Here is a 23,386-nt window from a genome sequence, read left to right as displayed (position 1 = left end):
GTGACCTTCGCCGCGTCAACCGGAACCGTCTGGATCTCTTCGCCGATCGGACAGATGGTGTGACGGGCGAAAATACTGTTTCTGGAGGAGAATCGTCCCCGGTGGGGCGTCCGGACTTCAAATCCGGGAGGGGCCGAGAGACGGTCTTTGGTGGGTTCGACTCCCACTCTCTTCCGCCATCGCCCGGTCACTCCGGTAGCTCTCGATGACGACGACGGTAACCACCTATATCGAGCGGCTGCAGCAAGCCGCCGACAAGGCGCAATCGGCCGAAACAACCTATCGGCGGGAAGCGGCAACCCGCATGGCGGCACTCGAGCGCGAACGTGCTTTCGCCTTTCGCCGGATGAACCTGATGCGGTCCGTCGCCGAGGCGGCAAAGCCGCAAATGGGGGACGATAGTGATCCGGCCGAGCGGACCGGTGAGGAAATCGCCGTCGCGTGCGCGCTTGCGCTGTTGCGAACGAGGCTGGGCTGGTCGTCGGAAAGTGAAGCGCGGGATGCAATCCTTACGCATTTTGCGCCAGTGGTCATTGCGCTCCATCGTGCTTCGGACGAGGCGGAGATGCCTGGCGAAACGTCAGGCATCGATGATGCGCTTGAGCGCTTCGAGGCCTGGTATGAGGAGGCTCACGGCGTTTCGTTCTGGATGCTTTTTGAAAATCCCATGCAGGATACGCCGCGTGTCGACTTCTGAGAGCCCGCTCGTAAAGTCTACTGCGCGGTCATCTGACGCGACTTTCTGCGCCTCCGGTGCTCGCGTGCTTTATGTGCGCCGTGCTCGTCGCAGGGCGAGCCCGAAAGCCACCGTTTTCGGCGCATCACGGCGTGAATCTCAACAGCCTCTATCGGAAGCTTTGTTTATCCAGAACCAGCTCATTTCAATACTCAAGCTTCGGATACCAGTCCTTGCCGCGACCTTCGGGAGTTGCATCGAGAATGGTCCACAGTGGCATGGGGTCCGGTGCGCCGCGCGGGTCCTGCCCGGGATCGGCGGTCGCTACGCCCATTTCCTCGCTCCAGAAGTGGCGGATTGTGCCATTGCCGCGCGTGAAGACATTAAATGCAGAGACATCGTCATCCTCCGCACTCACATAGTCGCGGGTGTAATCGCCGCTCATGTCGGAATAGAGCTTGAGGCCGTGCCAGCCGCGTTCCTTTTTGAAGGCGACAAGCCGGTCGATCGGCGAACGCGCGATCACCGCCAAAGCGACGCGCTGTTCGATGTCACGCGCCTCACCATCCCAAGCGCTGAGTTGTGAAGTGCACATCGGGCACGGCCGGATACGTTGTGGCCCGAACATGTAACTATAAGCCACGAGTGTCTGTTTGCCATTGAACAGATCGGCGAAACTCACAGGGCCGTGCTCACCCTCAAACCGATAATTCCTGGAGACTTCGCCGCCGGGTGGCAATGCCCGTCGTTGCTCGGCTACGCGTTCGATGTGGCGTCGCAATTCGATCTCTTCAGCCAACAGCGCGTTGCGCGCCTGCCGGTATTCACTGCTCTCATTTGGAAAGTGCGCCTCGCTCAGCTTCACGAGCTCCGCTGCGGGTGTCAGTGGATGGGTGGTGTTCATGATCGATCCTTTGGGTGGTTGTGTATTCGATCCGGCGGCCCAGTCGCAGGGATGAGCCTGCCACAGAGAAGTCTATGGCATTATAACGTTGATATCAACGTATCATATTGTGAGATGTTCCAATTCGGCTCCCGCGTGCTCTCGCTGAGGGCAAATTCGATTTTGCGATGCTCAAATTAAAATCACTCTGATGCTTTTTAATGCGGTTCGGTTCACCCTGCGCCGAAATCCGAGGCGCTTTTTCCGAACTCGTTGTCGTTTCACTGGCTAACGTCTCGATCACACGCAAGAAGGGAGGATATCTGCGTTTGCCCGCCTGTCATGAATCGTTCTTATTTTGACGATTGGCCCTCTGGACGCTGCAACTTTTGAAGAAATTCGAGACGGCCAGACCAATTGGCATGGAACGTGCTTCTTGTTCTCATGGTGCAAGCTGGCGTTACTCGATCATCGGAATATCCTGGATCGCTACGCCTTCAGACAAGGAAGGTAAAAAAATGACAAAATACAAGCTCGAGTATATTTGGCTGGATGGATACACGCCGGTGCCGAATCTTCGCGGCAAGACGCAGGTCAAGGAGTTTGACAGTTTTCCTGCACTTGAGGATCTGCCGATGTGGGGATTCGACGGCAGCTCCACGATGCAAGCTGAAGGCAGAAGCTCGGATTGCGTGTTGAAGCCAGTGGCCATCTATCCTGATAGCGAGCGCAAGAACGGTGCTCTTGTCATGTGCGAAGTCATGATGCCGGATGGCGTTACGCCGCATCCTTCGAACAAGCGCGCATCGATCCTCGATGACGAAAATGCATGGTTCGGATTCGAACAGGAATACTTCTTCTTCAAAAATGGCCGTCCTCTCGGCTTCCCGGAAGCTGGATATCCTGCTCCGCAGGGCCCGTATTATACCGGCGTTGGCTATAGCAGCGTTGGCGATATTGCCCGCAAGATCGTCGAAGAACATCTCGACGTGTGCCTCGCAGCAGGACTCAACCACGAAGGCATCAATGCCGAAGTGGCTAAAGGCCAGTGGGAGTTCCAGATTTTTGGAAAGGGCTCCAGAAAGGCTGCCGACGAGATCTGGCTCGCGCGCTATCTACTGCAGCGTTTGACCGAAAAGTATGGCATCGACGTTGAATATCATTGCAAGCCGCTCGGCGATACCGATTGGAATGGTTCGGGCATGCACGCCAATTTCTCCACACAATATATGCGGGAAATCGGCGGCAAAGAGTATTTCGAGCAGTTGATGAGTGCCTTCCAGAGTGCAACCGCCGATCACATCGCCGTCTATGGCCCCGACAATCATCTGCGCCTGACCGGCAAGCACGAAACGCAGTCCATTCATACATTCAGCTACGGCGTGGCCGATCGCGGCGCATCGATCCGCGTACCGCATAGCTTCGTAAACAATGGCTACCGCGGGTATCTCGAGGACCGTCGCCCGAACTCACAGGGCGACCCCTATCAGATCGCTTCGCAAATTCTCAAGACCATCGCATCCGTTCCTCTCGAAAGCGACATCTCGGTCGCTGCCTAAAGGACGCAAAGTGCGGCAAGGACCATTCGTCTTTGCCGCACCTGTCACCTATTCGCGTCGCCAGGTCTGGGTTTTGCACAGGAGGCCGCCAAGCACGCAACCGGAGAGTTGAACGCTCTGATCGGAAAATTTTGCCTTGCCCGCATAGGTCTTGCCGCTCTCGGTATCGTAAAGAGAGCCCGTATATGCTCCAGACCCGTTTGATTTCAGCGTGACTGCCTGAAGACCCACCACCGGACGGTCGTGTTTGGAGGCATCGGGATTGTTGACGTCGTTGACCGGGTTTTTCATCCATACGATCGTGCCGCAAACGCCGGCGTTACACTCGCTTAACCGGACCTTCGTGCCGCCAGACTCGTTGACATAGGTTCCAACAATCTTTGGTTCCTGCGCCATTGCCGCAGTCGTCATGCTGCCTGCTAAAACAAGAGTGATAATAGCTTTCTGAGTACCAAACAAATCGTGGCTCCGTGTTACATGATGGGTTGAAAATCTCTGCGCTCTTTGCGCGGATGGCTACAGTTTGCGGCAGTCAATACAGCAGGAATTGGACAGGAATAGGGACAAAGCAAGTTTCGTGACTAATGATCAAGGGTGAATCCGGAGCGGCTCGTATGACAAGCGCCATCACAGCGCCAGGCGGCCCGTCCACTCTGTAACCGCTGAGGCCAGAGTCCTTAAATGATCGGCGGCTGTGAAGCCGGATACGCTCTTGCGAGGCTTGAGATCGTGGTCGCCGTCCTCCAGCCAGCGAAGTTCGATCTTGCGCGAGAGTGCGTAATCCGAAACTTCCTCTCGCGTGCCGAACTCGTCGCGAGTGCCCTGGCAGATCAACGCAGGCGTCATCAGCCCGGCGAGATGCTTCGTACGAAGTTGGTCCGGCTTGCCCGGCGGATGAAACGGATAGCCGAGACAGAGGAGACCGGCAACTTTTCCGGCAGAATGGAGATCGTCGGCGATCATGCTGGCGACCCGTCCACCCATCGACTTGCCACCGATGATCAGCGGACCTGTTGCTCCAAGTTCGTCAACGGCCGCAACGTATTCCGGGTTGAGTTTTTCGGCCCGGGGCGGAGGTTTGCGTATCCCTGACGTGCGACGGGACGCCATATAGCCGAACTCGAAACGCGCAACGCGAAAGCCCGCCGCGGCAAGGGCCTTGGCCGCAGCTTCCATCGAAGTTGAATCCATCGGTGCTCCTGCACCATGGGCAAGTAGAATGGTGACTGGCGCATCGTCCGGTCCGTCGAACAGAAATTTATCGTGCATTTCAGCCTGCCGTTTTTGACCCGCGATTATTGTGACACGGTACGCTGCAGTCGTGGAATGGAGAATATTTCGCCCGGCTAATTGCGCACGAGATTTATTTCACTGGTGACAACGGATGTGCGTGATCGAGGATCCATGTCGGTCGTCGTCAACACCATACCGTTATTGCCGACTTTCCGCATGGTTATCTGTGCTTTGCGGTCGCCATTGACGTTTTTGGCCCAGAGAATACCTAGGTTAATTGCGTTTCCGCGCCTTGTCCCAGAGAGGCGAGCTACGCCGGTGGCTGATCCGGTGTAGGAGCCGGTGTATCTGCCGCCGCTCGATGTCAGGTTGACGGCAACAGCGCGGGACATGACCATCAGGCCGGTGCAACGGCCCTCCAGCGCCAATGACGAAGGCGTGGTCGCCGAGTCGAAGGTGCAGGAAACCGTCATCGACGGTAGATTCGTGCGTATGCGTACCGCGCCATTGCCCTCCCACTTGCCTTCGAGGGATTGAAGAAACGCCGCTTCGTCGGCACGTGCAGCCCCCACCACTGCAAAAGCCAAAATCAGTCCCGCAAGAATCTGCATCATGGCGGTATCTTTCAAAGCTTGAGCAATGTGCAACGCACATCTCGAACGCGGGTTCCGCTTAATGAAACGGCCCAGGATCGGCATACTGTACAACCGGCAACGCATTGGCGCAGTAAAAATACCGGCATCCACTTTCAATTTCGATTGCAGAAGGGCAATCTCGGCCAGGGTGGTCGCCAGATGGGGGAAGTGAATGAGTAAACTGCAGGAGGAAGTCGCGCGCCGCCCGATTTCCAGCCGGTCGTCTCCCTGGGCCATCAGGCTCAGCAAGTATCTGGCGCAAGCGGGCGTCACTGCCAACAGCATTTCGCTGCTGTCGATAGTGTTTGCGGTCATCGGGGGCGCGCTCATCGCGTTTACGATTCATCCGATCACTTGGTTTTGCGCCGCTGCCTGCGTGCAGATGAGACTGATCTGCAACCTTCTCGACGGAATGGTCGCGATCGAAGGCGGCAAGAAAACACCGGGCGGGCCTCTCTACAACGAATTTCCGGATAGGATCTGCGATACGCTGTTTCTTGTTCCGGTTGGATATGCCGTGGGCTACCCCTGGCTTGGGTGGCTATGCGCGCTGCTCGCCGCCCTGACCGCCTACATCAGGGTTTTCGGCGGATCGTTGGGATTGGCTCAGGACTTCAGCGGCATCATGGCGAAACAGCGCCGCATGGCAGTGCTCACCGCGGGTCTCGTTGTCCAGTGCGTCGAAACGTGGCTCGTCGGGAGCCACTGGTCACTGCTTGTGGCATTGGCCATCATAACGATTGGCAGTCTCGTGACCTGCGTCACGCGAACAATCAGCATTTCCCGCGTATTAGCAGGCCGTTCTGGCCCCGAGTGAATGATGCTGCGGACCCGCCTGGGCGAGTCCGCAGTATTTCTTAAAAGGTATCGACGTCAAGGACGGCTTGAGCGAAGTCGCGCGGTGCTTCCTGTGGCAGATTGTGGCCAATACCGCCGCTACTTGTCCGATGCTCGTATTTCCCTGAGAACTTGCTGCGGTACGCCGCAGGATCCGGGTGCGGCGCGCCGTTGGCGTCACCTTCAAGTGTTATTGTGGGGACTGTAATCACCGGGAATTTCGCCAGCCTTTTTTCCAGATCGTCATATTGCGGCTCACCTTCCACGAGGCTCAAGCGCCAGCGATAGTTATGGATGACGATGGCGACATGATCCGGGTTGTTGAACGCTTCGGCCGACCGGTCAAACGTTGCATCGTCGAAGTTCCATTTCGGCGATGCGAGCTGCCAGATGAGCTTGGAGAAATCGTGCCGGTTGCTATCGTAGCCTTGGCGGCCGCGTTCGGTTGCAAAGTAGTACTGGTACCACCAGGCGAGCTCGGCCTTCGGTGGCAACGGTTTGTTGTTCGCCTCCTGGCTGCCGATCAGATAGCCGCTTACCGAGACCAGAGCTTTGCAGCGCTCGGGCCAAAGGGCCGCAATAACGTTGGCAGTGCGTGCACCCCAGTCAAAGCCGGCAATGATTGCCTTCTGTATCTTCAGTGCATCCATCAACGCAATGATGTCGACAGCAACAACGGCCTGCTGGCCATTTCGGACCGTATCGCCCGAAAGGAATTTCGTGGTGCCGTAGCCGCGCAGAAACGGCATGATCACGCGGTAGCCTGCGCCGGCAAGCAAAGGAGCGACGTCGGCAAAGCTATAGATATCATACGGCCATCCGTGCAGAAGAATAACCGGGTAGCCATCGGCAGGGCCTGCTTCGGCATATCCGACGTTGAGGACGCCGGCGTCGATCTGCTTGATGGGACCCAAGGAGGTATTCGTCCCCGGCTTGATGGTGGGCAGCGCCGCCGCTTTCGTCGTGCCCGTCTGCGCGTTCGCCCCGGTGAGCTGAATGAGTGGTGCGGCAGCAATAGTTGCGGCCGCTATGCCGAGAAGCCCCCGGCGGCGATGGTCTATTTCTTGCGACATTTTCATCGTATCCATTGCTGAAGTTGATGCAGACTGATGGGTAGCAGGATGGCCTGTCTGTTCAGCGCGGGCAGGCCCTTTGCGCTTTCTAGACGACGTTGAGCACTACGTCGACGTTGCCGCGTGTGGCTTTGGAGTAGGGGCATGTCTGGTGTGCACCGTCGACGATCGCCTGCGCAACGTCACGCTCAAGACCTGGGAGGCTGACGTTGAGTCGGGCCTGAAGGAAATAGGCGCCGTCGACATTGCACAAGTCCACTTCGGCATCGACGGCAGTGTCTGCCGGCATGGCTACCTTCATCTTGCGTGCTGCAAGGCCCATGGCGCCGATGAAACACGCCGACCAGCCGGCTGCAAACATCTGTTCCGGATTGGTGCCACTGCCTGCGGTGCCGGGTGTCGAGAATTTGACGTCGAGATGGCCGTCATCGCTGCGGCCAGAGCCACCGTCGCGGCCGCCGGTGGTGTGGGTTCTGGCTGTGTAGAGCACTTTTTCGACTTGGGTCATTGTATTGGTCCTTTGAACGGTTGATTTGCTTCAAGCAATGACTGCAGCCAGTCATTGCCCGCATAAGGCGCTAGAGACGTATCCCGCATGTGTCAGGGTTGGCGGGAATTGAAACGAATTGTGTAAGGAAGCAAGGCCGGTACATTGAGATACAAATGAGCGGTCCAACTATTGCGATGAGTTTACCGGCTTTTGAGGCAATGTTATCTCGGCGGAAAGACCTCCACCGGGTCTGTTTGCCAGGTTAAGCATCCCGTCAATGGCGAGCGTCAGTTCCTGTGCGATTGCCAATCCCAGCCCTGTGCCGCCGGTTCCTCTATTCCGCGACTGTTCCAGCCTGAAGAATGGCTGGAGGACTGCCTTGAGTTGATCCTCCGGAATGCCCGGGCCACGATCGAGCACTTTGATGATGACTGTACCTTGAGGGTCTTTCTCAAGAGAAACTTCGGCGCCTCCGCCGAATTTCAGGGCATTGTCGATCAGGTTGGTAAAGATGCGGCGCAGGGCGTGCGGCCGGGTAACGATTGCAGTTTCGATCTTTCCGCTCAATGTCACGGTCTTGCCGGTATCCTGATAGTCATAGACAAGACTTTCCATGAAAGAGTCCATGTCCAGACGGGAGGCTTTTTCTGTATTTCCATGGGCACTGCGCGCATAGGCAACGCCTTCGTGGACCAAGCGCTCTATCTCGGCCAGATCCTGAACCAGTTTGTCCTTTTCAACGGACTCTTCGGCAAACTCCGCACGAAGCTTCATGCGGGTTATCGGCGTTTGAAGATCGTGCGAGATAGCCGCAAGGATCTGTACGCGCTCTTCAAGGTAGTGCGCGATCCGATCTCGCATGGCGTTGAATGCCGTTGCGGCATAGGCGACCTCGCTCGGTCCCGTCTCGCTCAACCGCGGCGTTTTCTTGTTCGGATCGAGCGCGTCAGCTGCATTTGCAAGATTTACGAGCGGGCGGATCGCCAGCCGAACGGCAAGCCATGCGCAAAGAATGAGGAGAAGCAGCTGCGCGATGAGAACATATGGCAGCCACTGCGCCAGCGGCATGATGGGTGCCGGATTCACATCGATTGTCAGCGGATTTCCGTCACTCAAGGTCAGATGAGCCTGCAGGCGTTTGCCATCGCCCGGGATCGACTGGAATCTTATCGGGAAGCGCTGATCGACGGCTTGCCTGATCTTCGCCGCGATACCGGCACCCTGTTCGGTCAGGGTGTCGATGCCGGGAAGTCCGGTGCCCAACTCAAATCGATAGGTTCCCCGGTTAAGGCGCTGAAGCCAATCCGCTCGCTCGGACGCCGGCAGGCGATCGAAAATAGCGACCGATGTCGCGACATCGTTCTCAAGCGTATTGAGCATCACCGCCTTGGCGGCCATGTATCGTTCGATAAACTGGACGCTGAAGGTGAGTCCTTGTGCGAGCAGCAAACCAGCCAGCAGGATCAGGAAAAGCCTCGATCCCAGAGTGCGCGGCCATAACCGCAACGGCCGAAGCACGGCACCGATGCTCATTGGCGAACCTCGGAAATCTCGACCGGCATTGCGAGGACGTAGCCCTCGCTGCGAACGGTCTTGATGTAGGCAGGTTCGCGCGCATCATCACCAAGGCGCTGGCGAAGCCGGCTTACCAGAAGGTCGATAGACCGGTCGAACAGTTCGGCCTCGCGCCCTTGGGTGAGGTTCAACAGTTGATCCCGATTGAGCACGCGCTGCGGATGATCGACAAACACGCGAAGCAGGCGGTATTCAGCACCGCTGAGCGCTATTGCCGTTCCCTCCCGGTCAAGCAGATGCCGGCCGGTGGTGTCGAGTTGCCAATCGCCAAAGGTCAGAAGCTGGCCGACCTCGGTTATCTGGAGATTGGGCGGGAGCATACGCGTGCGGCGCAGGATTGCCTTGATGCGGGCCAGCAGCTCCCGGGCGGAAAAGGGTTTTGCCAGATAGTCATCTGCGCCCATTTCCAGTCCGACGATGCGGTCGGTTTCGTCAGTTCGGGCCGTCAGCATAAGGATTGGCGTCGCCTTGTGCTTGCCCGCGCGAAGTTCGCGGCACAGGACCAGACCATCATCACCGGGCATCATTATATCGAGAACGATGAGATCGACGGAGTCAGTCTCAAGAAATGATCGCATGTGCCGACCGTCTGCGGCCACGGTGACGCGCAGGCCATTCTTCTTGAGGTAACCCGAAACAAGTTCCCTGATCTCGCGATCGTCATCGACGATCAGAATGTGGTCGATGTGATCCATCGCGCAATGCCTTCCGTTTATTGATCGCACTACTTTAGCAGGCATTTTTCGCGCACGGGCGAGGGCCTTTTGGAAAAATTGTAAGCCAATGTATCCGCGTTGCGCCTGGATACATTGGTCCACAATTTTGGCTGGTTGAGACACATGCGGGATACGTCGCAGGCGTCTTGTCCCCCGCAACGGTTGAACTTCGGCCGCTGCGCTTCGGCGCTCCTTTAACTATCCAAAGGATACGATGATGACCCTACCGGTTATTGCTTACCTTGCAGGCGTGCTGACAATCCTCAGCCCGTGCATCCTGCCCGTCCTGCCATTCGTTTTCGCGCGCGCAGAACAGCCGTTCGTTAAAAGCACACTGCCGATGCTCGCAGGCATGGCGATCACTTTTGCTCTGGTTGCGACGCTGGCGGCGGTCGGCGGCAGCTGGGCGGTTCACGCCAATGAATATGGCCGCTACGCTGCAATCGGGCTGCTCGCGATCTTCGGCTTGACGCTTGTCTCGCCGCAGCTTGCAACCATCCTGACGCGGCCCGTCGTTGCATTTGCCAACAGGCTTTTGAACGCGACGGGTGGACCAGGTACGGTGCCCACAGCCGGCAGTTCGCTGGTTCTCGGTATTGCAACCGGTTTGCTCTGGGCGCCTTGCGCAGGACCGATTCTGGGTCTGGTTTTGACGGGAGCCGCGCTTCAGGGAGCCAACGTTCAGACGACCTTGCTTCTGCTTGCTTATTCGGCAGGTGCAGCAACTTCGCTGGGCTTGGCCCTGCTCATCGGCGGCCGTGTGTTCACGGCCATGAAACAATCCCTGGGTGCGGGTGAGTGGGTGCGCCGCGGTCTCGGTATCGCCGTACTTGCGGGTGTGGTCGCCATTGGCCTTGGCGCCGATACGGGTTTGCTTGCGCGGCTTTCAACCGTCGGGACGACCAAGATCGAACAGGCGCTGCTCGATGGATTGCACACCAAGAAGCCAGCATCAGCTACTGCAGCGATCACAACTTACGGTCCTCAGCTTGCGCTCAACGCCAGCGAAGCATTCCGCAGCGATCTGCCGGTCGAGGGACAGTTTCCTTCACTCGATGGAGCTGTCGAGTGGCTGAACTCGCCACCGCTCACGACAGAGCAGCTTCGCGGCAAGGTCGTGCTGGTCGATTTCTGGACGTTCGCTTGTATCAACTGCATACACACCGTGCCCTATGTTCGGGCCTGGGCTGAAAAGTACAAGGATCAGGGCTTGGTTGTGATTGGCGTGCACGCGCCGGAATTCGCCTTCGAACGCAAGATTGAAAATGTCAAAAAGGCCATAGGCGAATTCAAGATCGGCTATCCGGTTGCGATCGACAACAATTTTGCCATCTGGAAAGCGTTCGACAACAGCTATTGGCCAGCCCACTACTTCATCGATGCCAAGGGCCAGATCAGGTACCACCATTTCGGCGAAGGCGACTATGAGGAGTCCGAGAAGGTCATTCAGGATCTGCTGGCTGAGGCGAAAGGCCAACAGGCGGCCAAGACTGTGCCGGCTCCGACTGCAAAGCAGGGCTGACCGAAGATGGCAATGCCTCGGGCGCCAGGCCCGAGGCTAAACTTTGAAGGAGACATATCATGCGATTTGCCATTTTATCCCTGATCGGCGTGGCAGTGCTGATCTCGCCATGCGTGTATGACACCGACCCTCGGGAACCGTCGCCTCTGGCTGCATTCATCGCGCAAGGCGAGCCCCAACTCGCGGCACCCGGGATTGACTTCTCAAGCCGCAATCCCGACATCTCTAGCGAAACAATGCAGTGACAGAGTGTGCCTCAAGGGCATAAGGTGCTGCAAATTCCATCACAAAGAATGGAGGACATCCAATGACACAAGGACGGGCAGTGCTGGCTGGCGGCTGTTTCTGGGGGATGCAAGACCTCTTCCGGCGCTACGACGGTGTGATCTCTACACGTGTCGGCTACTCCGGCGGTGACGTGACGAATGCGACCTACCGTAACCATGGAACCCATGCGGAGGCCATCGAGATCGTCTTCGATCCCGACCGGATCGGCTATCGGCAAATTCTCGAGTTCTTCTTTCAGATCCACGATCCAAGCACGCGTAACCGCCAAGGCAACGACGTTGGACTGAGCTATCGTTCGGCGATCTTCTATACGTCCGAAGAGCAGGAGCGGATTGCAAAAGACACCATTGAGGATGTCGACGCCTCCGGCCTGTGGCCTGCCAAGGTGGTGACTGAAGTTGCGCCTGCCGGAGATTTCTGGGAAGCCGAGCCCGAGCATCAGGATTATCTCGAGCGCATTCCAAATGGCTATACGTGCCACTTCATCCGGCCTGGCTGGAAACTCCCGGTTCGAGAGAAGATAGCTTGAACCACGACGACCAACAAACAGAGGCCGGTGTTCGCACCGGCCTTTTATTTTTGCGTATGTCTCGACGCTTCGACGATGAAATTAATATTGACTAGGTTAGTCATGTTTTATAATCACACGGCAAGGGCTGCTCCACCAGAGCGAACCTGCACTGAAATCCCATAGCGATGGATCTATGCAAACATTTCCGAATTCATCGCCCGCCCTGGTCGGACACACAACATGTCACGATGTGATTTCCGATCGAAACGGCGCGGTCTACCGGATATTTGTCTATTCTCCGCCCGGCGATGCACCTGAGCAGGGCTGGCCGGTGCTTTACATGACGGACGGCAATGCGGTGATCGGCACGGCAGTCGATGTCATGCGGGCGCAGGCGAGCTATCCGAGCGGTACCAATGTCGGATACGGAGTCGTCGTGACCATCGGCTATCCGCTCGACGCTGCATACGATCCCCTGCGCCGCTCCTGGGATCTTAGCCCGCCGCCCGGTCAGACCTATCCGCCATTCTTCGAAAATAGTCCGGAAGTGAAAACCGGCGGCGCCGAAGAATTCCTGGGGTTTATCGAGGAACAGATAAAGCCGATCGTCGAGGCAACGCATCCGATTGACCAGAGCCGCCAGGCGCTCTTCGGCCATTCCTTTGGCGGCCTCTTCGTGCTCTACAGCCTCTTTACTCGGCCCTCGGCCTTTACGGCCTGGATTGCAGCCAGTCCATCGATCTATTGGGAAGACCGTGTCATCGATCAATTCTATCCGTCATTCGCTGCCGCGCCTCAGACGCGTGAGAACGCACGGCTGTTCCTCTCTTGCGGTGAGTATGAAACCGACAAACTGGCGCCGTTTCAGCTTGGTGCGGCCGACGAGGCGGAGAGGCTCGAGCAGAAGAAAGTCACGCTGAACGATGTGAATGCCATGGAACTGATGGAGCGGCTGAACAGCCTGCCAGGCCAGCCAATACGGGCGGAATTTGAAATCCATCCCGGTGAGAATCACATGTCATTGCTGCCGGTTGCCGTCAATCGTGCGATCCAGAATGCATTCGCCGTCAGAACACTGTGATGATGACGCTGCCGTGCGATCCCCTGTCGGACTTGCCAGGTGTTCCAATCCCGCACGTCGATCAAGTGGGACCGGACGTTGATATCTGGTGGTGGGCCTATTCGCCCGATACGGACTGGAGCCGAGTAAGCGTCGCACTGGTCCCCGACGATCGGGCGCGAGCTGCGAACTTCCATTTCGAGAAAGACGCCCGAGCCTTCATGGCCGGGCGCTACTTGCAGCGATCGGTCCTCTCGCTTTATACGGCCGTGCCGATGGCCGATCTGAACATCGTCTCCGGATTGCACGGCAAACCAGCTCTTGCCGGGCAGTCCGACGCAATTGCCTTCAACCTGTCCAACGCGGAAGGGTTCGCGGCGTTCGCGATCAGCCGGGACGCCGTGGCACTGGGTATCGACGTCGAAGCGCTCACGACGGTAATTGAACCCGAGACATCTTCATTGTTTTGCTCGGCGGCAGAGTCCGAGATGCTCTCGGTGCTGCGCGGTCCGGCGCGTCAATCGCGGCTTCTGAGCTATTGGACCTTGAAGGAGAGTTACCTCAAGGCGAGGGGCACCGGCCTGACTGTCGCACCGGAACAACTGAACATCCGGCTGGATCGCGGAACGAACGCTATTCGCATGGATAAGGTGCCGAGCGGCGATGACGCCTTATGGCATCACCGCCTTTTTCTCGCACCGTCCAGTCGTTTGATTGCTGTTTCAGCACAATCGCAAAAAGAGGAATTGCTCTTTCATCAACGCGAGTTGGACTAATAGTCGACGGCGATGTTCTGACCCAAAGCGTCGTGTCCGCTCGACAGCCAGTTCACCTGCGAGTCGTGCGGCTCCAGATCGAAATGCGACCGGCCCAACAGCGAATTGACGATATGCGCGCTGCGCCATGCCATGAGGCTCAGCTGGGAGTCAGCAATCCCGTGACTGTACCGCCCGGCATTCTGCGCAAAGATCCGGTTCTGTTTTGGACCGCTCCAGTTGAGGCAGTATCTGTCGTCCAGAACGGGCCGATTGTGGCGGTCGAACTGAATACGGTCCACCAAACCGGCAAATGCGTCGGGAAGCTTGAATTGATATCCCGTTGCCAGGACAATTGCATCGGCATGGGCGACCTCGACGCCACCATCGAAACGATTGCGTACGATCAGGCGGTAGCCATCCTTGTCACCTTCCACCTGGATGACGTCGCGGTTGGGCGAAAGTTTTGCATCGATGTTCCGGTTTTCCAGATAGCGCAGGCTGTAAAGCCTCCGGTAAATGGCGTTGATTGTCGAAATAGACAGCCCGTCGCTCGTCAGGATCGAAGCTTTCAGTGCGTCCAGCTTCTGGTCGCTGTTGAGATTGAGATAGGCGTAGACATATTCCGGCGAGAAGACCTGATTGGAAAACGCGGTGTCGTTGATAGGCTCGAAATTATGCCGGCGGCTGAACCAGTTTAGTTCCTTCAGGGTCGATTTTGAGTTCAGCAGCGCTTCCACGACTTCACCGCCGCTCTGTCCACCGCCAATGACTGCTATGCGCGACGCATTGAGGCCAGGCAGGCGATGCCTTGCCTCCGAATTGTGGAAACATCTTTCACCGAGGAAGGGTGTCGCCCAGGACGGTACCGATGGTGTAGTACCAGTACCGAGTACAAGATTTCTGGCGGTTACCGCACCGCTATCAAATTGGACAAGAAATTTGTCCCTGTCGAATTTAACCTCACGGACCGTAGAGTTGAAACTGAGGCTCTTTAGCTGGCTAGCGACCCACTCGAGATACCGGGCAAACTCGCGACGCGGCACTGCATCGTATTGGGCGTTGAGGAAGGCATAGAGCCTCTTATGCGCGACGAGGTAGGAAATGAACGACCATGGGCTGGTCGGCATGACCGGCGTGACGAGGTCTTTCAGATAGGAAGATTGCAGTTCGACATCCGGCAGCATCATGCCCGGGTGCCAATCGAAACTTGCGCGGCTCTCGTAGAAATGCGCCCTGACATTCCCGACGCCATCGAGGAGCGATGCGAGGCTGAGATTTGAAGGTCCGATACCGATACCGGCCAGATCCAGGGTATCGCTTGCGGAACTGGCTCGATCATTGCTTGCAAACATCGCAGTCATCAGAATTCCTTTCGGTGACGCGTTGGTCAAAGAGCTTCATTCAGCCGGTGTGCCAGCCGGCTGTGAAACGCCTGGGAGCCGATCACGTGCAGATGGTTGGTGCCGGAGATGATTTCCGCAGGGTTGGCTCGAAGGGAATAGCGGCGCCAGTCGATGAGATTGAGGCCCCGGTTCAGACTGTCGTCGGCCGCCCAGGAGTGGATAGGTACATTGTGAGGCTGCAATTCATGACACCGGAAGATCAGGGCATTGTCGATCAGGATCCAGAACGTGTGTTCGCGACTGCTGATATCGGGACCATCGGTTGGGAGTTCATCCTTCTCGTCGCCGACGAAACGCAGAAACTGGTCGTAGGTATCGGCGTCCATGACACCAAGCAGCCGGTCCCATTCCGCGCGCATCGCCGTCTGCGATAGCCACTCCTGCACCATCCGGTGCAAATGGTCGCGCTCTCCCGGCTTGAATCGGGGCGTTGAGCCAATGGCGAATTCAGTTCCAAGGTCGCAGACGTCGACCATGGTGATCAGACGCAGGTCGATCTCGTTGCCAAGCCTGCGCGCCGCCTCATAGGCCAGCAATCCGCCCCATGACCAGCCGAGGAAATAGCAAGGCTGGCCCTTGCTGTGGCTTCTGATGTAGTCGACATAACTCTCGATGATCTCATCGACTGAAGCGCCGATCTGCTTCTGCTCGGAAAGCGAATAGCAGATGAAGCCAGTCGCGGGCTGGTCTGCTCCAAGATAGTCGACCAGCTTGACATATTCGCGCGTGCTGACCAGCAGACCGGGGAAGCAATAGAGCATGGGCTTCGTACCGGAAGCGCGCAGCACAATCACCTCGCTTCCCGCCTGGTCATTGCCCGCCTCGATGATTTTGGCGAGAGAGCGGATTGTCGGATTGTTGAAGAGATCGGCAATTGTCGTGCGGTTCTGCGGCTTGCGCTGGCGCAACGCGGAAAGGATCCGGATCGCGCCCAGTGAATTGCCGCCGATGGCAAAGAAATTGTCCTCGACGCTGATTGGGCTGATATTCAGGATCTGTTGCCAAATATCGAGAACTTCTGCTTCCACTGCGTTTTGAGGCTCGATGATCGTTCGCTTGAGGGGTGTCGGCGCGGGAAGTGCGAAGCGATCGAGCTTGCTGTTCGGATTGATCGGCATGCTCGTGAGCGGAACGATCGCAGAGGGAACCATATAGGCTGGCAAGGCACGCTCGAGCGCCGAATGAATATCGGCGATTTCCAGTGCCCGGCCCTGCTTTGGCACCACATAGGCGACGAGTATCTTCTGTTTGGTAGCTTCATCGTCGCGCAGAACGACAAGCGCTTCGCCGACGCCATCCTGTTGCAGCAGTGCGGCTTCGATCTCGCCAAGTTCGATGCGATAGCCCCGCAGTTTCACCTGATGGTCGACGCGGCCGACAAATTCCACAGTGCCGTCCTCGCGCCAGCGAGTGAGATCGCCGGAACGATAAAGGCGCCCGCCTTCCTTTGAAAACGGGTCGGGAATGAAACGGTCGGCGGTAATGTCAGGCTTGCCGATATATCCACGGGCCATGCCTTCGCCGGCGATGTAAAGCTCCCCTGTCACTCCGATAGGGCAGGGGTTCAAATCAGGGTCGAGCACATAGACGCGGCGATTGCCAACCGCGCGACCGATCGGCGCGTAAGTCCCTTCGAACTTCTGACCAGCCCGCACTTTCCAGACCATCGGCGTCATGATGGTTTCGGTGGGACCATAGCCGTTGATCAGCCATTCCGACTTCAATGCTTTCGACAAAAGATCGAAAGTCTGCTGGGCGAGACCCTCGCCGCCGAATGAGTAGAGCCGCATCGGGGGCGCGCTGTCGGTGACATCAGCCCATTCTGCCAGCTGCTGGAGGTAGGTTGTTGGAATGCTGGCATTGTTGGCACCATGCTTGCGCATCGCTGTCAACGTTTCTTCCGGGGTCCAGAGTGGCTGGTCGGGAAGGATAATGCTACCGCCTTCCATAAGCGGATTCATCCAGCGTTCGTGCCCCCCATCGGAACTGAAGGGCAGAAATGGCAATTCGCGTGATACCTCGCTCATGCCATAGACACGGGAAGTATTCTGCATGTGGTGGGTCAGGGGACCGTGTTCGACGGCTACTCCCTTGGGAAGTCCGGTCGAACCGGACGTATACATGATATAGGCGAGCTGATCCTTGTGAACCTGCACATCAGGGGCTGTGTCAGGTTCCTGGCTCAGGTCAAGTTTATCCAGCTCCAGAATGATGGCATCAAGTCCATCGGGGATGCGATCGAGCAGCCAGCTGTTCGTCAGGATTACCTTCACCCCGCCATCATGCAGGATATGGTGATTGCGTGTTGTCGGATGATCGGGCTCCACCGGAATATACGCACCGCCTGCTTTCAGCGTTGCAAGGATGCCGACAATGGCCTCCGGCGAACGCTTCACCGCGATGGCAACGCTTATGTCCGCCCCAACGCCGAGCTTGATCAACCGGTGAGCAAGCCGATTGGCGCTCTGGTCTAACCTGGCATGGCTCCAGACTTCGTCGGCATAGATGATGGCTGTCTTGTCCGGCGTGCGCGCCGCATGGGCGGCAATGTGTTCATGCACGGGACGGTCGTCATTGACGCCCTCATCCTCGTAGGGAGCGGACAGGATGTCGAGTTCGTCCTCGGCAATGAGCTGGATATCCTTGATGCGGATGTCCGTCCCACCGATGGATTGGGCCAGGATCCGGCCAAAATGGATAGAGGCCCGCTCGATCAAGCCCGGTTCGTAGATATCCTCCGCATAGTCGAACAGCGCATCCAGCCCACCCGATTCATTAGGTGAAACAAGGAGCGCAAGCTCGATATCGGAACGGGGGGCGAGGGTGGGCGATGTGCCCGGCGCAAGATCGGAGCGGAAGCGGGGTTCGCGGAACTCGAACAGCGATTTGACTATCGCATCCTGCTCCCGCTCCTCGTGTGTCTGGATTTCCTGCACCAGTCGCTCAAACGGAACCAGATTGCGCGTTCCGGTTACAATTGCGGAGTCCACTGCACGGCAAACATCGAGCACGCGTGCCCTGGAGGTAAGCTCGAGCTTGAGCGGCAAAATCTGTTCAACGCGGCCGACGATTTGCCCGCGTCCATCTGCGTCACGATTTGATAAAAGGACGCCATGCTGCAAGCTATAGTTGCCGCTGTAGCGGGCGAGGAGAATTGCAAATGCCGCAGACAGTACGACGTCGGCTCGCAACTCGTGCTGCTTCGCGTGAAGCTTGACGCTGGTCCACAGCGTTGCATCGAGTTGGAACGAAAGGCGGCGGCGTTTGGCACCCGCATAGCCGCTTGCGTTAAAACGTGTCGGCAAAGTCGTTGCCGTGTATTCCTCGCCGATAAGATTGCGCCAATGTGCGAGCGCTGTAGTGAAGTCGTTCGTCTCAAGCCACTCTTCTTCGCGGGCACCGCGCAACAGGTTGTCGTCAATGACTGGCGCCAGTGCTTCGTTATTGATGAGCGCAATCAGATCCCGTTGCAGGATCGAGAGAGCGGCATCGTCGCCGACAATCGGATGCAGGACGATGGTCGATTTGAGCGTGCCTTGGGCCGTCACGATCAGCTGGCAGCGGGATGACACGCCGCTGAGCAAATCGAAGGGACGGGAGATAAACTCGGCCTCGTGTTCTGCTGCTTCAACTGCTGTCAGAGGATTGCTATCGCTTCCGAGGGTCTCTACCGGAGGAACCTCGCTCACGTCTGAAAATTGTTCGATACGCCCACCGGCGAAACGGCGAAAGCGCGTGCGCAGAGCGCTATGACGCTTGGCCAGTGTGGCCATCGCCTGCTGCAACTGATCAAGTGTAACGGAGGCATGCCAGCCTAATCTGAGAACCTGCAAAGGGAAAACAGTGCTGTTGCCGATCTGCTCGAGCGACCAGATGCGTTTTTGCGCAAGGCTTAAAGGAAAGCTGTCAGAGACACTATGGGGAACGTCATCCATTGCGACGGTATCGTTCGCCTGGTTTGGCGCGAATAGCTTGTTCATATTTCACCGGTCCATTGTCTGGATTTGAGGGTGTAAGGTTCAGGCCATGGCCTGACGCAAGCCGAGCGGCCTTGGATCAATCCAGATTTCCTTGATCTTTTGCAGGCACTCGTCACGCGTGCCGCTGACCGGTTCCTTGCTCCAGCCGACAGGCAGCGCCTTGTCATCGGCCCAGACGGAATAGCGATCTTCCCGGTCGCGAACGACACTCCAGGTCTCGGGCAATAACTCTCCTGCAGACATCGTGCAGACTCCTAAACAGATAAACATGATCAAGAGACGGACGAGGTCGCCTGCAATTTAAGCGAGAACGGAGAAAAATTTTTCAAAGATTGGCCTAAATCAATGCCGGCTTATTGCGTCTCTGTAGGAAAGCCGCGCGTAACAGCTGCGGCGTGATGCTGCGGAGTGTGCCATGAACCTCATATCCAAGCTTGCCAAAGAAACACGCGTTGAGCGGTTCCCCGTCTCATTCCGCTTCTTGAAAACCGCGGCACAGCCAACGCCGGAGACATTGCGGGTTTCCACAACCAGCGGCGCTTATACGATCTCGGTACAGACGACCCCGGACGGGTTGAAACTTGGCTTGCCGGATCTCAAGGAGGCTGACGCAATCCCGGTTCTGTCGTCCGCCATTGAATTCATGACCGCCCAGTCACGCGACACCCGGATGATCGAGGTCGGCAATATGCCGGCATCCGACTTCCCGCTTGGCTCATCTGACGGCGATCGCCTGTTGATCGATCCGCGAGCTTTTTGGCAATGGCCAGCACCGTGGATTGCAAACCCGGCTTATCCGAACCCGCAAGTGCATGTCCTGAGCAATGGACAATATCATCCGAAACGGCCGCGAAAGCCGGCAGGCGTTGTCTATGACCGTTATATTCCATGGCTCGACCAGAGTCTGTCGTTTCGGGTCGCCGACCCCGAGGCCGATCTTGAGTATTTCCATCGCTGGATGAACGACGAACAGGTCAATGTGATCTGGGAGGATGGCGGCGACAGGCAGAAGCACGCGGCTATTCTCGAGGAGCGCCTGAGCGATCCGCACATGATGGCGCTGATCGGCTGTTTCGACGGTGTGCCATTCGGTTATTTCGAGGTCTACTGGGCCAAGGAGAACCGCCTCGGGCCCTATTATGATGCGCAGGACTATGATCGCGGCTGGCATGTCGCTATTGGCGAGCCAGCCTATCGCGGCAAGCAGTGGATCACTGCCTGGCTCCCGTCTTTGATGCATTTCATCTTTCTCGATGATCCGCGTACACAGCGCATTGTCGGCGAGCCGCGCGCCAGCCACGAGCAGCAGATCCGCAATCTTGACCGCTCGGGCTTTGCCAAGGTCAAGCACTTTGACTTCCCGCACAAGCGGGCATTGTTGGTAATGTTGACGCGGGAGCGTTTCTTTGACGATCGTTTCTGGGTTCCGGCACCATGATGGTGAAGCCGAAGCGGGCTTATTTTGCACCTGATGATCTGAATGATCCGGCACTGACCCGTCTGATCTTCCGGCTTGGCATGCCTGCGGTTGCAGGCCTGTCGATCAATGCCGTCCATCACACGATCAATATGGTTTTCGTCGGCATGATCGGCAGTCATGAGATCGCCGCGATCACCGTTGTCCTGCCAATCCTGATGATGGTCGGAGCGATTGGCGAAGGGCTCGGCGTTGGCGTTGCTACAGCCGTCGGCCGGGCCCTAGGTGCGGGTGATCCGCAGCGGGCCAGCATAACGGCGTCAATGCTCGTCATGCTGGCGATACCGCTCGGGCTCGTGCTGACGGTAGCAATTCTCCTCTTCAAGCGGGAGCTGCTCATCCTCTTTGGCGCCAGCGAAGCCATCCTGCCGTTGGCCGAGCATTATCTTGCGATCGTCGCCTTTTCGGTGACGCTGACCATGCTGCAGATACTTTCGGATTTCATCGCCATTTCAGAGGGCAACACGCGCTTCAGCATGTGGACGCTGATGGGCTGTTTCGCCCTCAATATCGTACTCGATCCAATCATGATCTTCTGGTTCGATTTCGGGCTGGCGGGTGCGGCAGTTGCAACCATTATATCGCAGATTGCCGCGCTTGGTGCCTATTTCATTTACTTCCGCAGGCGGATCGGCACCTTGCACGTGGCTGCGAGGTTCATGGCACTGCGCATTGATGTTCTCAAGCCGGTTCTGCTCATAGGATTGCCGGTAACGCTCACAAGCATGTTGAGCAGTATCAGCTTCGCTGTGCTCTTCACTTTCGCCGGATTCTATCGCGGGGATGACGGCATCGCCGGGGTCGGCATTGCGATGCGCGTCCTGACCCTTGGCATGCTGCCGATTGTCGGTCTTTCCCTTGGAGGGCAGGCGGTATTGAGTTTCGCCTGGGGCGCCAACAACTCACGGCGCTTGCTCGGGGCGTCTGGAACGCTGCTCGTTCTCACGTCCGCGTTTGCCGTCATATACGGTCTTGTTGCCATTTTGCTGCGCTATCCTGTCGCCGCGATTTTCACGAATGACGTCGAAATCGCGGATATTGCCGCGCAGACGCTTGCCCTCACGCACATTCCGTTCGTTTTCTTCGGTGCTAGGCAGATCCTGCTGGTACTGCTGCAGGCGCAGGGCCGGGCGCGTCTGGCGGGGTTCATCAGTGTTGCGCAGAACGGCTATTTCCTGCTGCCGCTGCTGTTCATCCTGCCACACTGGTTTGAATTCGAGGGAGTCCTGGCCAGCCTCTTTCTAGCGCCCGCTCTAACTGCACTCATGTCATTGGGCATCCTTGTCGTGATCCTGCGCCAGCTCCGTGACAATTCGTCGTCCAATCCGATCACCAGTTTCAACAGCATCGCGTCCGAGAGGGTCTCATGAACAAAGCCATGCCACCGCAAGAATTCAATGCCGAAATGCCGGACGATCTGTTTTCACCAGTCGACAATGCCGCGTTCAACGCGGTTTCGCCGCCGATATTTCAGACCTCCCTGTTCACCTATGACACCTATGAGGCCATGGAGGATGTCTTCGCCGGGCGGTCCCGCAACTATATCTATTCGCGCGGCGATAATCCTACTGTGCGGGAGTTCGAATTGTTGACGGCCCGGCTAGAGGGTGCCGAGGACGGACGTGGTTTCTCTAGTGGTACCGCGGCGATAACAGCAACGATCTTGAGCCTTGTCGAAGCTGGCGACAGGGTTGTCGCTGTCCAACACCTCTACAATGATATCTACCGGCTGTTCGTCAAACTGCTTGCCCGATTCGGCGTCACGGTGGACTTTGTCGATCCGTCCAACCATGATGAGGTCCGTGCTGCCTTGCCCGGCGCGAAGCTGCTCTACCTGGAAAACCCGACATCGATGGTTTTCGAATTGCAGGACATCGAAGCGTTGGCGACGATGGCCAAGGAATATGGCGTTACGACTGTGATCGACAATTCCTGGGCAACCCCGTTGTTCCAAAAGCCGATCCAGCATGGCGTCGATATCGTCATTCACGCTGCATCGAAATATCTTGGTGGCCACAGTGATACGGTTGCCGGCGTGGTTGTAGGTCCGCGTGATTTGATCGCCAAGATCAACAGCTCGACCTACCCATACATCGGCGCAAAGCTCTCACCCTTCGAAGCCTGGCTGCTTCTGCGCGGTATGCGTACATTGAAGGTGCGGCTGAAGGAACATATGCACAACGGGCTCGTGCTCGCCAAGCATCTTCAGCAACATCCGGACATTGCGCTCGTCCGTCATCCGGCGTTTTCCGACCATCCCGGCAAGAAGACGCTGACGGGTTTTTCCGGTCTGTTCGCCTTCGATTTAAGCCCCGATATTGATGTGGCGCGTTTCGTCAACGCGCTGCGCCATATCCGGCTTGGTGTCAGCTGGGGCGGACCGGAAACGCTTGTCGTTCCTGCAAAGGCTGCGCTGCAAATTCCTGACCGCATGACGTCCTTCGTTCGTTTCGGCGTCAATCCGCAAACCATACGTTTTGCGGTCGGTCTCGAGGAGCCGGAAGTGATCTGGAGCGATATCCAGCAAGCGCTGCATAGTGCGCGTCTGTAGCATTGAGGCCACAGCCTCTTGCTGATTGGGCAGGGCGCATCAAAAAAATCGGCATTTTACCGATCGCGCCTTGACTCGCATAAGATGACAAATGTAGTCATCTTTAAACATGAGTGCTGAACTCATGTAAATTATCAAGCAGAGTCAAGCTTTTACAAG

General features: G+C 57.2%; 21 protein-coding genes, 1 tRNA gene and 1 pseudogene. 12 read left to right on the top strand and 11 right to left on the bottom strand.

Annotated features, from left to right (window positions below; translation table 11 throughout):
* Positions 1-83: 83 nt before the first annotated feature.
* Positions 84-179, top strand: a tRNA-Sec gene (locus C7476_RS28160).
* 26 nt (positions 180-205) lie between these two features.
* Positions 206-697, top strand: a complete 492-nt coding sequence (locus tag C7476_RS14300; protein ID WP_114430579.1) for a hypothetical protein — start codon at positions 206-208, stop codon at positions 695-697.
* A gap of 184 nt (positions 698-881) precedes the next feature.
* On the opposite strand, the gene C7476_RS14295 is transcribed toward C7476_RS14300, so the two are convergent.
* Positions 882-1,580, bottom strand: coding sequence for a DUF899 family protein (locus C7476_RS14295; protein WP_114430578.1), 699 nt, complete (start codon positions 1,578-1,580; stop codon positions 882-884).
* A 497-nt stretch (positions 1,581-2,077) separates the two neighbouring features.
* On the opposite strand from C7476_RS14295, the gene C7476_RS14290 reads away from it, so the two are divergent.
* Entirely contained in the window at positions 2,078-3,118 is a 1,041-nt protein-coding gene (locus tag C7476_RS14290; protein ID WP_114430670.1) for a glutamine synthetase beta-grasp domain-containing protein, read from the top strand.
* 48 nt (positions 3,119-3,166) lie between these two features.
* Here C7476_RS14290 and C7476_RS14285 read toward each other — a convergent pair whose 3' ends face one another.
* The 3 genes from C7476_RS14285 to C7476_RS14275 form a co-directional block, all read right to left on the bottom strand.
* Positions 3,167-3,529, bottom strand: a complete 363-nt coding sequence (locus tag C7476_RS14285) for a DUF2147 domain-containing protein (protein WP_114430577.1) — start codon at positions 3,527-3,529, stop codon at positions 3,167-3,169.
* Positions 3,530-3,745: 216 nt separating this feature from the next.
* The gene (locus C7476_RS14280; protein WP_114430576.1) at positions 3,746-4,387 is read right to left on the bottom strand and encodes an alpha/beta hydrolase family protein; all 642 of its coding nucleotides are present in this window, start codon (positions 4,385-4,387) and stop codon (positions 3,746-3,748) included.
* Positions 4,388-4,464: 77 nt separating this feature from the next.
* On the bottom strand, positions 4,465-5,097 hold the full coding sequence (locus C7476_RS14275; RefSeq protein WP_342633342.1) for a hypothetical protein: 633 nt from the start codon (positions 5,095-5,097) through the stop codon (positions 4,465-4,467).
* A gap of 61 nt (positions 5,098-5,158) precedes the next feature.
* Here C7476_RS14275 and C7476_RS14270 point away from each other — a divergent pair, with 61 nt between their 5' ends.
* Positions 5,159-5,803 (top strand): CDP-alcohol phosphatidyltransferase family protein, encoded by a 645-nt coding sequence (locus tag C7476_RS14270; RefSeq protein ID WP_114430574.1) that lies wholly within the window; start codon positions 5,159-5,161, stop codon positions 5,801-5,803.
* 40 nt (positions 5,804-5,843) lie between these two features.
* Here C7476_RS14270 and C7476_RS14265 read toward each other — a convergent pair whose 3' ends face one another.
* The 4 genes from C7476_RS14265 to C7476_RS14250 form a co-directional block, all read right to left on the bottom strand.
* On the bottom strand, positions 5,844-6,896 hold the full coding sequence (locus C7476_RS14265; RefSeq protein WP_114430669.1) for an alpha/beta fold hydrolase: 1,053 nt from the start codon (positions 6,894-6,896) through the stop codon (positions 5,844-5,846).
* Positions 6,897-6,984: 88 nt separating this feature from the next.
* Positions 6,985-7,404, bottom strand: a complete 420-nt coding sequence (locus C7476_RS14260) for an organic hydroperoxide resistance protein (RefSeq protein WP_114430573.1) — start codon at positions 7,402-7,404, stop codon at positions 6,985-6,987.
* 168 nt (positions 7,405-7,572) lie between these two features.
* Entirely contained in the window at positions 7,573-8,919 is a 1,347-nt protein-coding gene (locus C7476_RS14255) for an ATP-binding protein (RefSeq protein WP_114430572.1), read from the bottom strand.
* Positions 8,916-9,656, bottom strand: coding sequence for a response regulator (locus C7476_RS14250; RefSeq protein ID WP_114430571.1), 741 nt, complete (start codon positions 9,654-9,656; stop codon positions 8,916-8,918). The genes C7476_RS14255 and C7476_RS14250 overlap by 4 nt, the downstream gene beginning before the upstream one ends.
* Before the next feature lie 238 nt (positions 9,657-9,894).
* Between C7476_RS14250 and C7476_RS14245 the strand changes: the two are divergent.
* The 5 genes and pseudogenes from C7476_RS14245 to C7476_RS14225 form a co-directional block, all read left to right on the top strand.
* Positions 9,895-11,190 (top strand): annotated as a pseudogene (locus C7476_RS14245) (cytochrome c biogenesis protein DipZ); the annotation flags it as partial.
* Positions 11,191-11,258: 68 nt separating this feature from the next.
* Positions 11,259-11,444: a hypothetical protein gene (locus C7476_RS14240; protein ID WP_114430570.1), complete on the top strand. Its 186-nt coding sequence runs from the start codon at positions 11,259-11,261 to the stop codon at positions 11,442-11,444.
* A gap of 62 nt (positions 11,445-11,506) precedes the next feature.
* Positions 11,507-12,016 (top strand): peptide-methionine (S)-S-oxide reductase MsrA, encoded by a 510-nt coding sequence (gene msrA / locus C7476_RS14235; RefSeq protein ID WP_114430569.1) that lies wholly within the window; start codon positions 11,507-11,509, stop codon positions 12,014-12,016.
* Between the two features lie 175 nt (positions 12,017-12,191).
* Positions 12,192-13,079 (top strand): alpha/beta hydrolase, encoded by an 888-nt coding sequence (locus C7476_RS14230; RefSeq protein WP_114430568.1) that lies wholly within the window; start codon positions 12,192-12,194, stop codon positions 13,077-13,079.
* Entirely contained in the window at positions 13,079-13,834 is a 756-nt protein-coding gene (locus C7476_RS14225) for a 4'-phosphopantetheinyl transferase family protein (RefSeq protein WP_114430567.1), read from the top strand. Before C7476_RS14230 ends, C7476_RS14225 begins: the two co-directional genes overlap by 1 nt.
* On the opposite strand, the gene C7476_RS14220 is transcribed toward C7476_RS14225, so the two are convergent.
* From C7476_RS14220 to C7476_RS14210, 3 genes are read right to left on the bottom strand one after another with little or no spacing between them, the layout of a single operon-like run.
* Positions 13,831-15,177: a lysine N(6)-hydroxylase/L-ornithine N(5)-oxygenase family protein gene (locus tag C7476_RS14220; protein ID WP_425373987.1), complete on the bottom strand. Its 1,347-nt coding sequence runs from the start codon at positions 15,175-15,177 to the stop codon at positions 13,831-13,833. The genes C7476_RS14225 and C7476_RS14220 overlap by 4 nt on opposite strands.
* Before the next feature lie 26 nt (positions 15,178-15,203).
* The gene (locus C7476_RS14215; protein ID WP_181872446.1) at positions 15,204-19,199 is read right to left on the bottom strand and encodes a non-ribosomal peptide synthetase; all 3,996 of its coding nucleotides are present in this window, start codon (positions 19,197-19,199) and stop codon (positions 15,204-15,206) included.
* A gap of 39 nt (positions 19,200-19,238) precedes the next feature.
* Entirely contained in the window at positions 19,239-19,442 is a 204-nt protein-coding gene (locus C7476_RS14210) for an MbtH family NRPS accessory protein (RefSeq protein ID WP_114430566.1), read from the bottom strand.
* A gap of 172 nt (positions 19,443-19,614) precedes the next feature.
* Between C7476_RS14210 and C7476_RS14205 the strand changes: the two genes are divergently transcribed.
* Genes C7476_RS14205 through C7476_RS14195 form a run of 3 tightly spaced genes read left to right on the top strand, consistent with a single transcriptional unit; the run spans position 19,615 to position 23,227 of the window.
* Complete coding sequence (locus C7476_RS14205) at positions 19,615-20,637, top strand: GNAT family N-acetyltransferase (protein ID WP_114430565.1); 1,023 nt, start codon at positions 19,615-19,617, stop codon at positions 20,635-20,637.
* Entirely contained in the window at positions 20,634-22,046 is a 1,413-nt protein-coding gene (locus C7476_RS14200) for an MATE family efflux transporter (protein WP_114430564.1), read from the top strand. The genes C7476_RS14205 and C7476_RS14200 overlap by 4 nt, the downstream gene beginning before the upstream one ends.
* Positions 22,043-23,227 carry a PLP-dependent transferase gene (locus C7476_RS14195; RefSeq protein ID WP_114430563.1) on the top strand — a complete coding sequence of 395 codons (1,185 nt, stop codon included), beginning with the start codon at positions 22,043-22,045 and terminating at the stop codon, positions 23,225-23,227. The genes C7476_RS14200 and C7476_RS14195 overlap by 4 nt, the downstream gene beginning before the upstream one ends.
* Positions 23,228-23,386: the final 159 nt, after the last annotated feature.

This window comes from Phyllobacterium bourgognense (assembly GCF_003337575.1).
Classification (GTDB): Bacteria; Pseudomonadota; Alphaproteobacteria; order Rhizobiales; family Rhizobiaceae; genus Phyllobacterium; species Phyllobacterium bourgognense.
Note: the sequence above shows the minus strand (reverse complement) of the source record. Positions and strands in the feature narration are given on the sequence as shown.

Coding starts and splice junctions, on each gene's coding strand:
- C7476_RS14300 (WP_114430579.1), top strand. CDS start 206: ATGACGACGACGGTAACCACCTATATCGAGCGGCTGCAGCAAGCCGCC.
- C7476_RS14295 (WP_114430578.1), bottom strand. CDS start 1,580: ATGAACACCACCCATCCACTGACACCCGCAGCGGAGCTCGTGAAGCTG.
- C7476_RS14290 (WP_114430670.1), top strand. CDS start 2,078: ATGACAAAATACAAGCTCGAGTATATTTGGCTGGATGGATACACGCCG.
- C7476_RS14285 (WP_114430577.1), bottom strand. CDS start 3,529: ATGACGACTGCGGCAATGGCGCAGGAACCAAAGATTGTTGGAACCTAT.
- C7476_RS14280 (WP_114430576.1), bottom strand. CDS start 4,387: ATGCACGATAAATTTCTGTTCGACGGACCGGACGATGCGCCAGTCACC.
- C7476_RS14270 (WP_114430574.1), top strand. CDS start 5,159: ATGAGTAAACTGCAGGAGGAAGTCGCGCGCCGCCCGATTTCCAGCCGG.
- C7476_RS14265 (WP_114430669.1), bottom strand. CDS start 6,896: ATGTCGCAAGAAATAGACCATCGCCGCCGGGGGCTTCTCGGCATAGCG.
- C7476_RS14260 (WP_114430573.1), bottom strand. CDS start 7,404: ATGACCCAAGTCGAAAAAGTGCTCTACACAGCCAGAACCCACACCACC.
- C7476_RS14255 (WP_114430572.1), bottom strand. CDS start 8,919: ATGAGCATCGGTGCCGTGCTTCGGCCGTTGCGGTTATGGCCGCGCACT.
- C7476_RS14250 (WP_114430571.1), bottom strand. CDS start 9,656: ATGGATCACATCGACCACATTCTGATCGTCGATGACGATCGCGAGATC.
- C7476_RS14240 (WP_114430570.1), top strand. CDS start 11,259: ATGCGATTTGCCATTTTATCCCTGATCGGCGTGGCAGTGCTGATCTCG.
- msrA (WP_114430569.1), top strand. CDS start 11,507: ATGACACAAGGACGGGCAGTGCTGGCTGGCGGCTGTTTCTGGGGGATG.
- C7476_RS14230 (WP_114430568.1), top strand. CDS start 12,192: ATGCAAACATTTCCGAATTCATCGCCCGCCCTGGTCGGACACACAACA.
- C7476_RS14225 (WP_114430567.1), top strand. CDS start 13,079: ATGATGACGCTGCCGTGCGATCCCCTGTCGGACTTGCCAGGTGTTCCA.
- C7476_RS14220 (WP_425373987.1), bottom strand. CDS start 15,177: ATGACTGCGATGTTTGCAAGCAATGATCGAGCCAGTTCCGCAAGCGAT.
- C7476_RS14215 (WP_181872446.1), bottom strand. CDS start 19,199: ATGAACAAGCTATTCGCGCCAAACCAGGCGAACGATACCGTCGCAATG.
- C7476_RS14210 (WP_114430566.1), bottom strand. CDS start 19,442: ATGTCTGCAGGAGAGTTATTGCCCGAGACCTGGAGTGTCGTTCGCGAC.
- C7476_RS14205 (WP_114430565.1), top strand. CDS start 19,615: ATGAACCTCATATCCAAGCTTGCCAAAGAAACACGCGTTGAGCGGTTC.
- C7476_RS14200 (WP_114430564.1), top strand. CDS start 20,634: ATGATGGTGAAGCCGAAGCGGGCTTATTTTGCACCTGATGATCTGAAT.
- C7476_RS14195 (WP_114430563.1), top strand. CDS start 22,043: ATGAACAAAGCCATGCCACCGCAAGAATTCAATGCCGAAATGCCGGAC.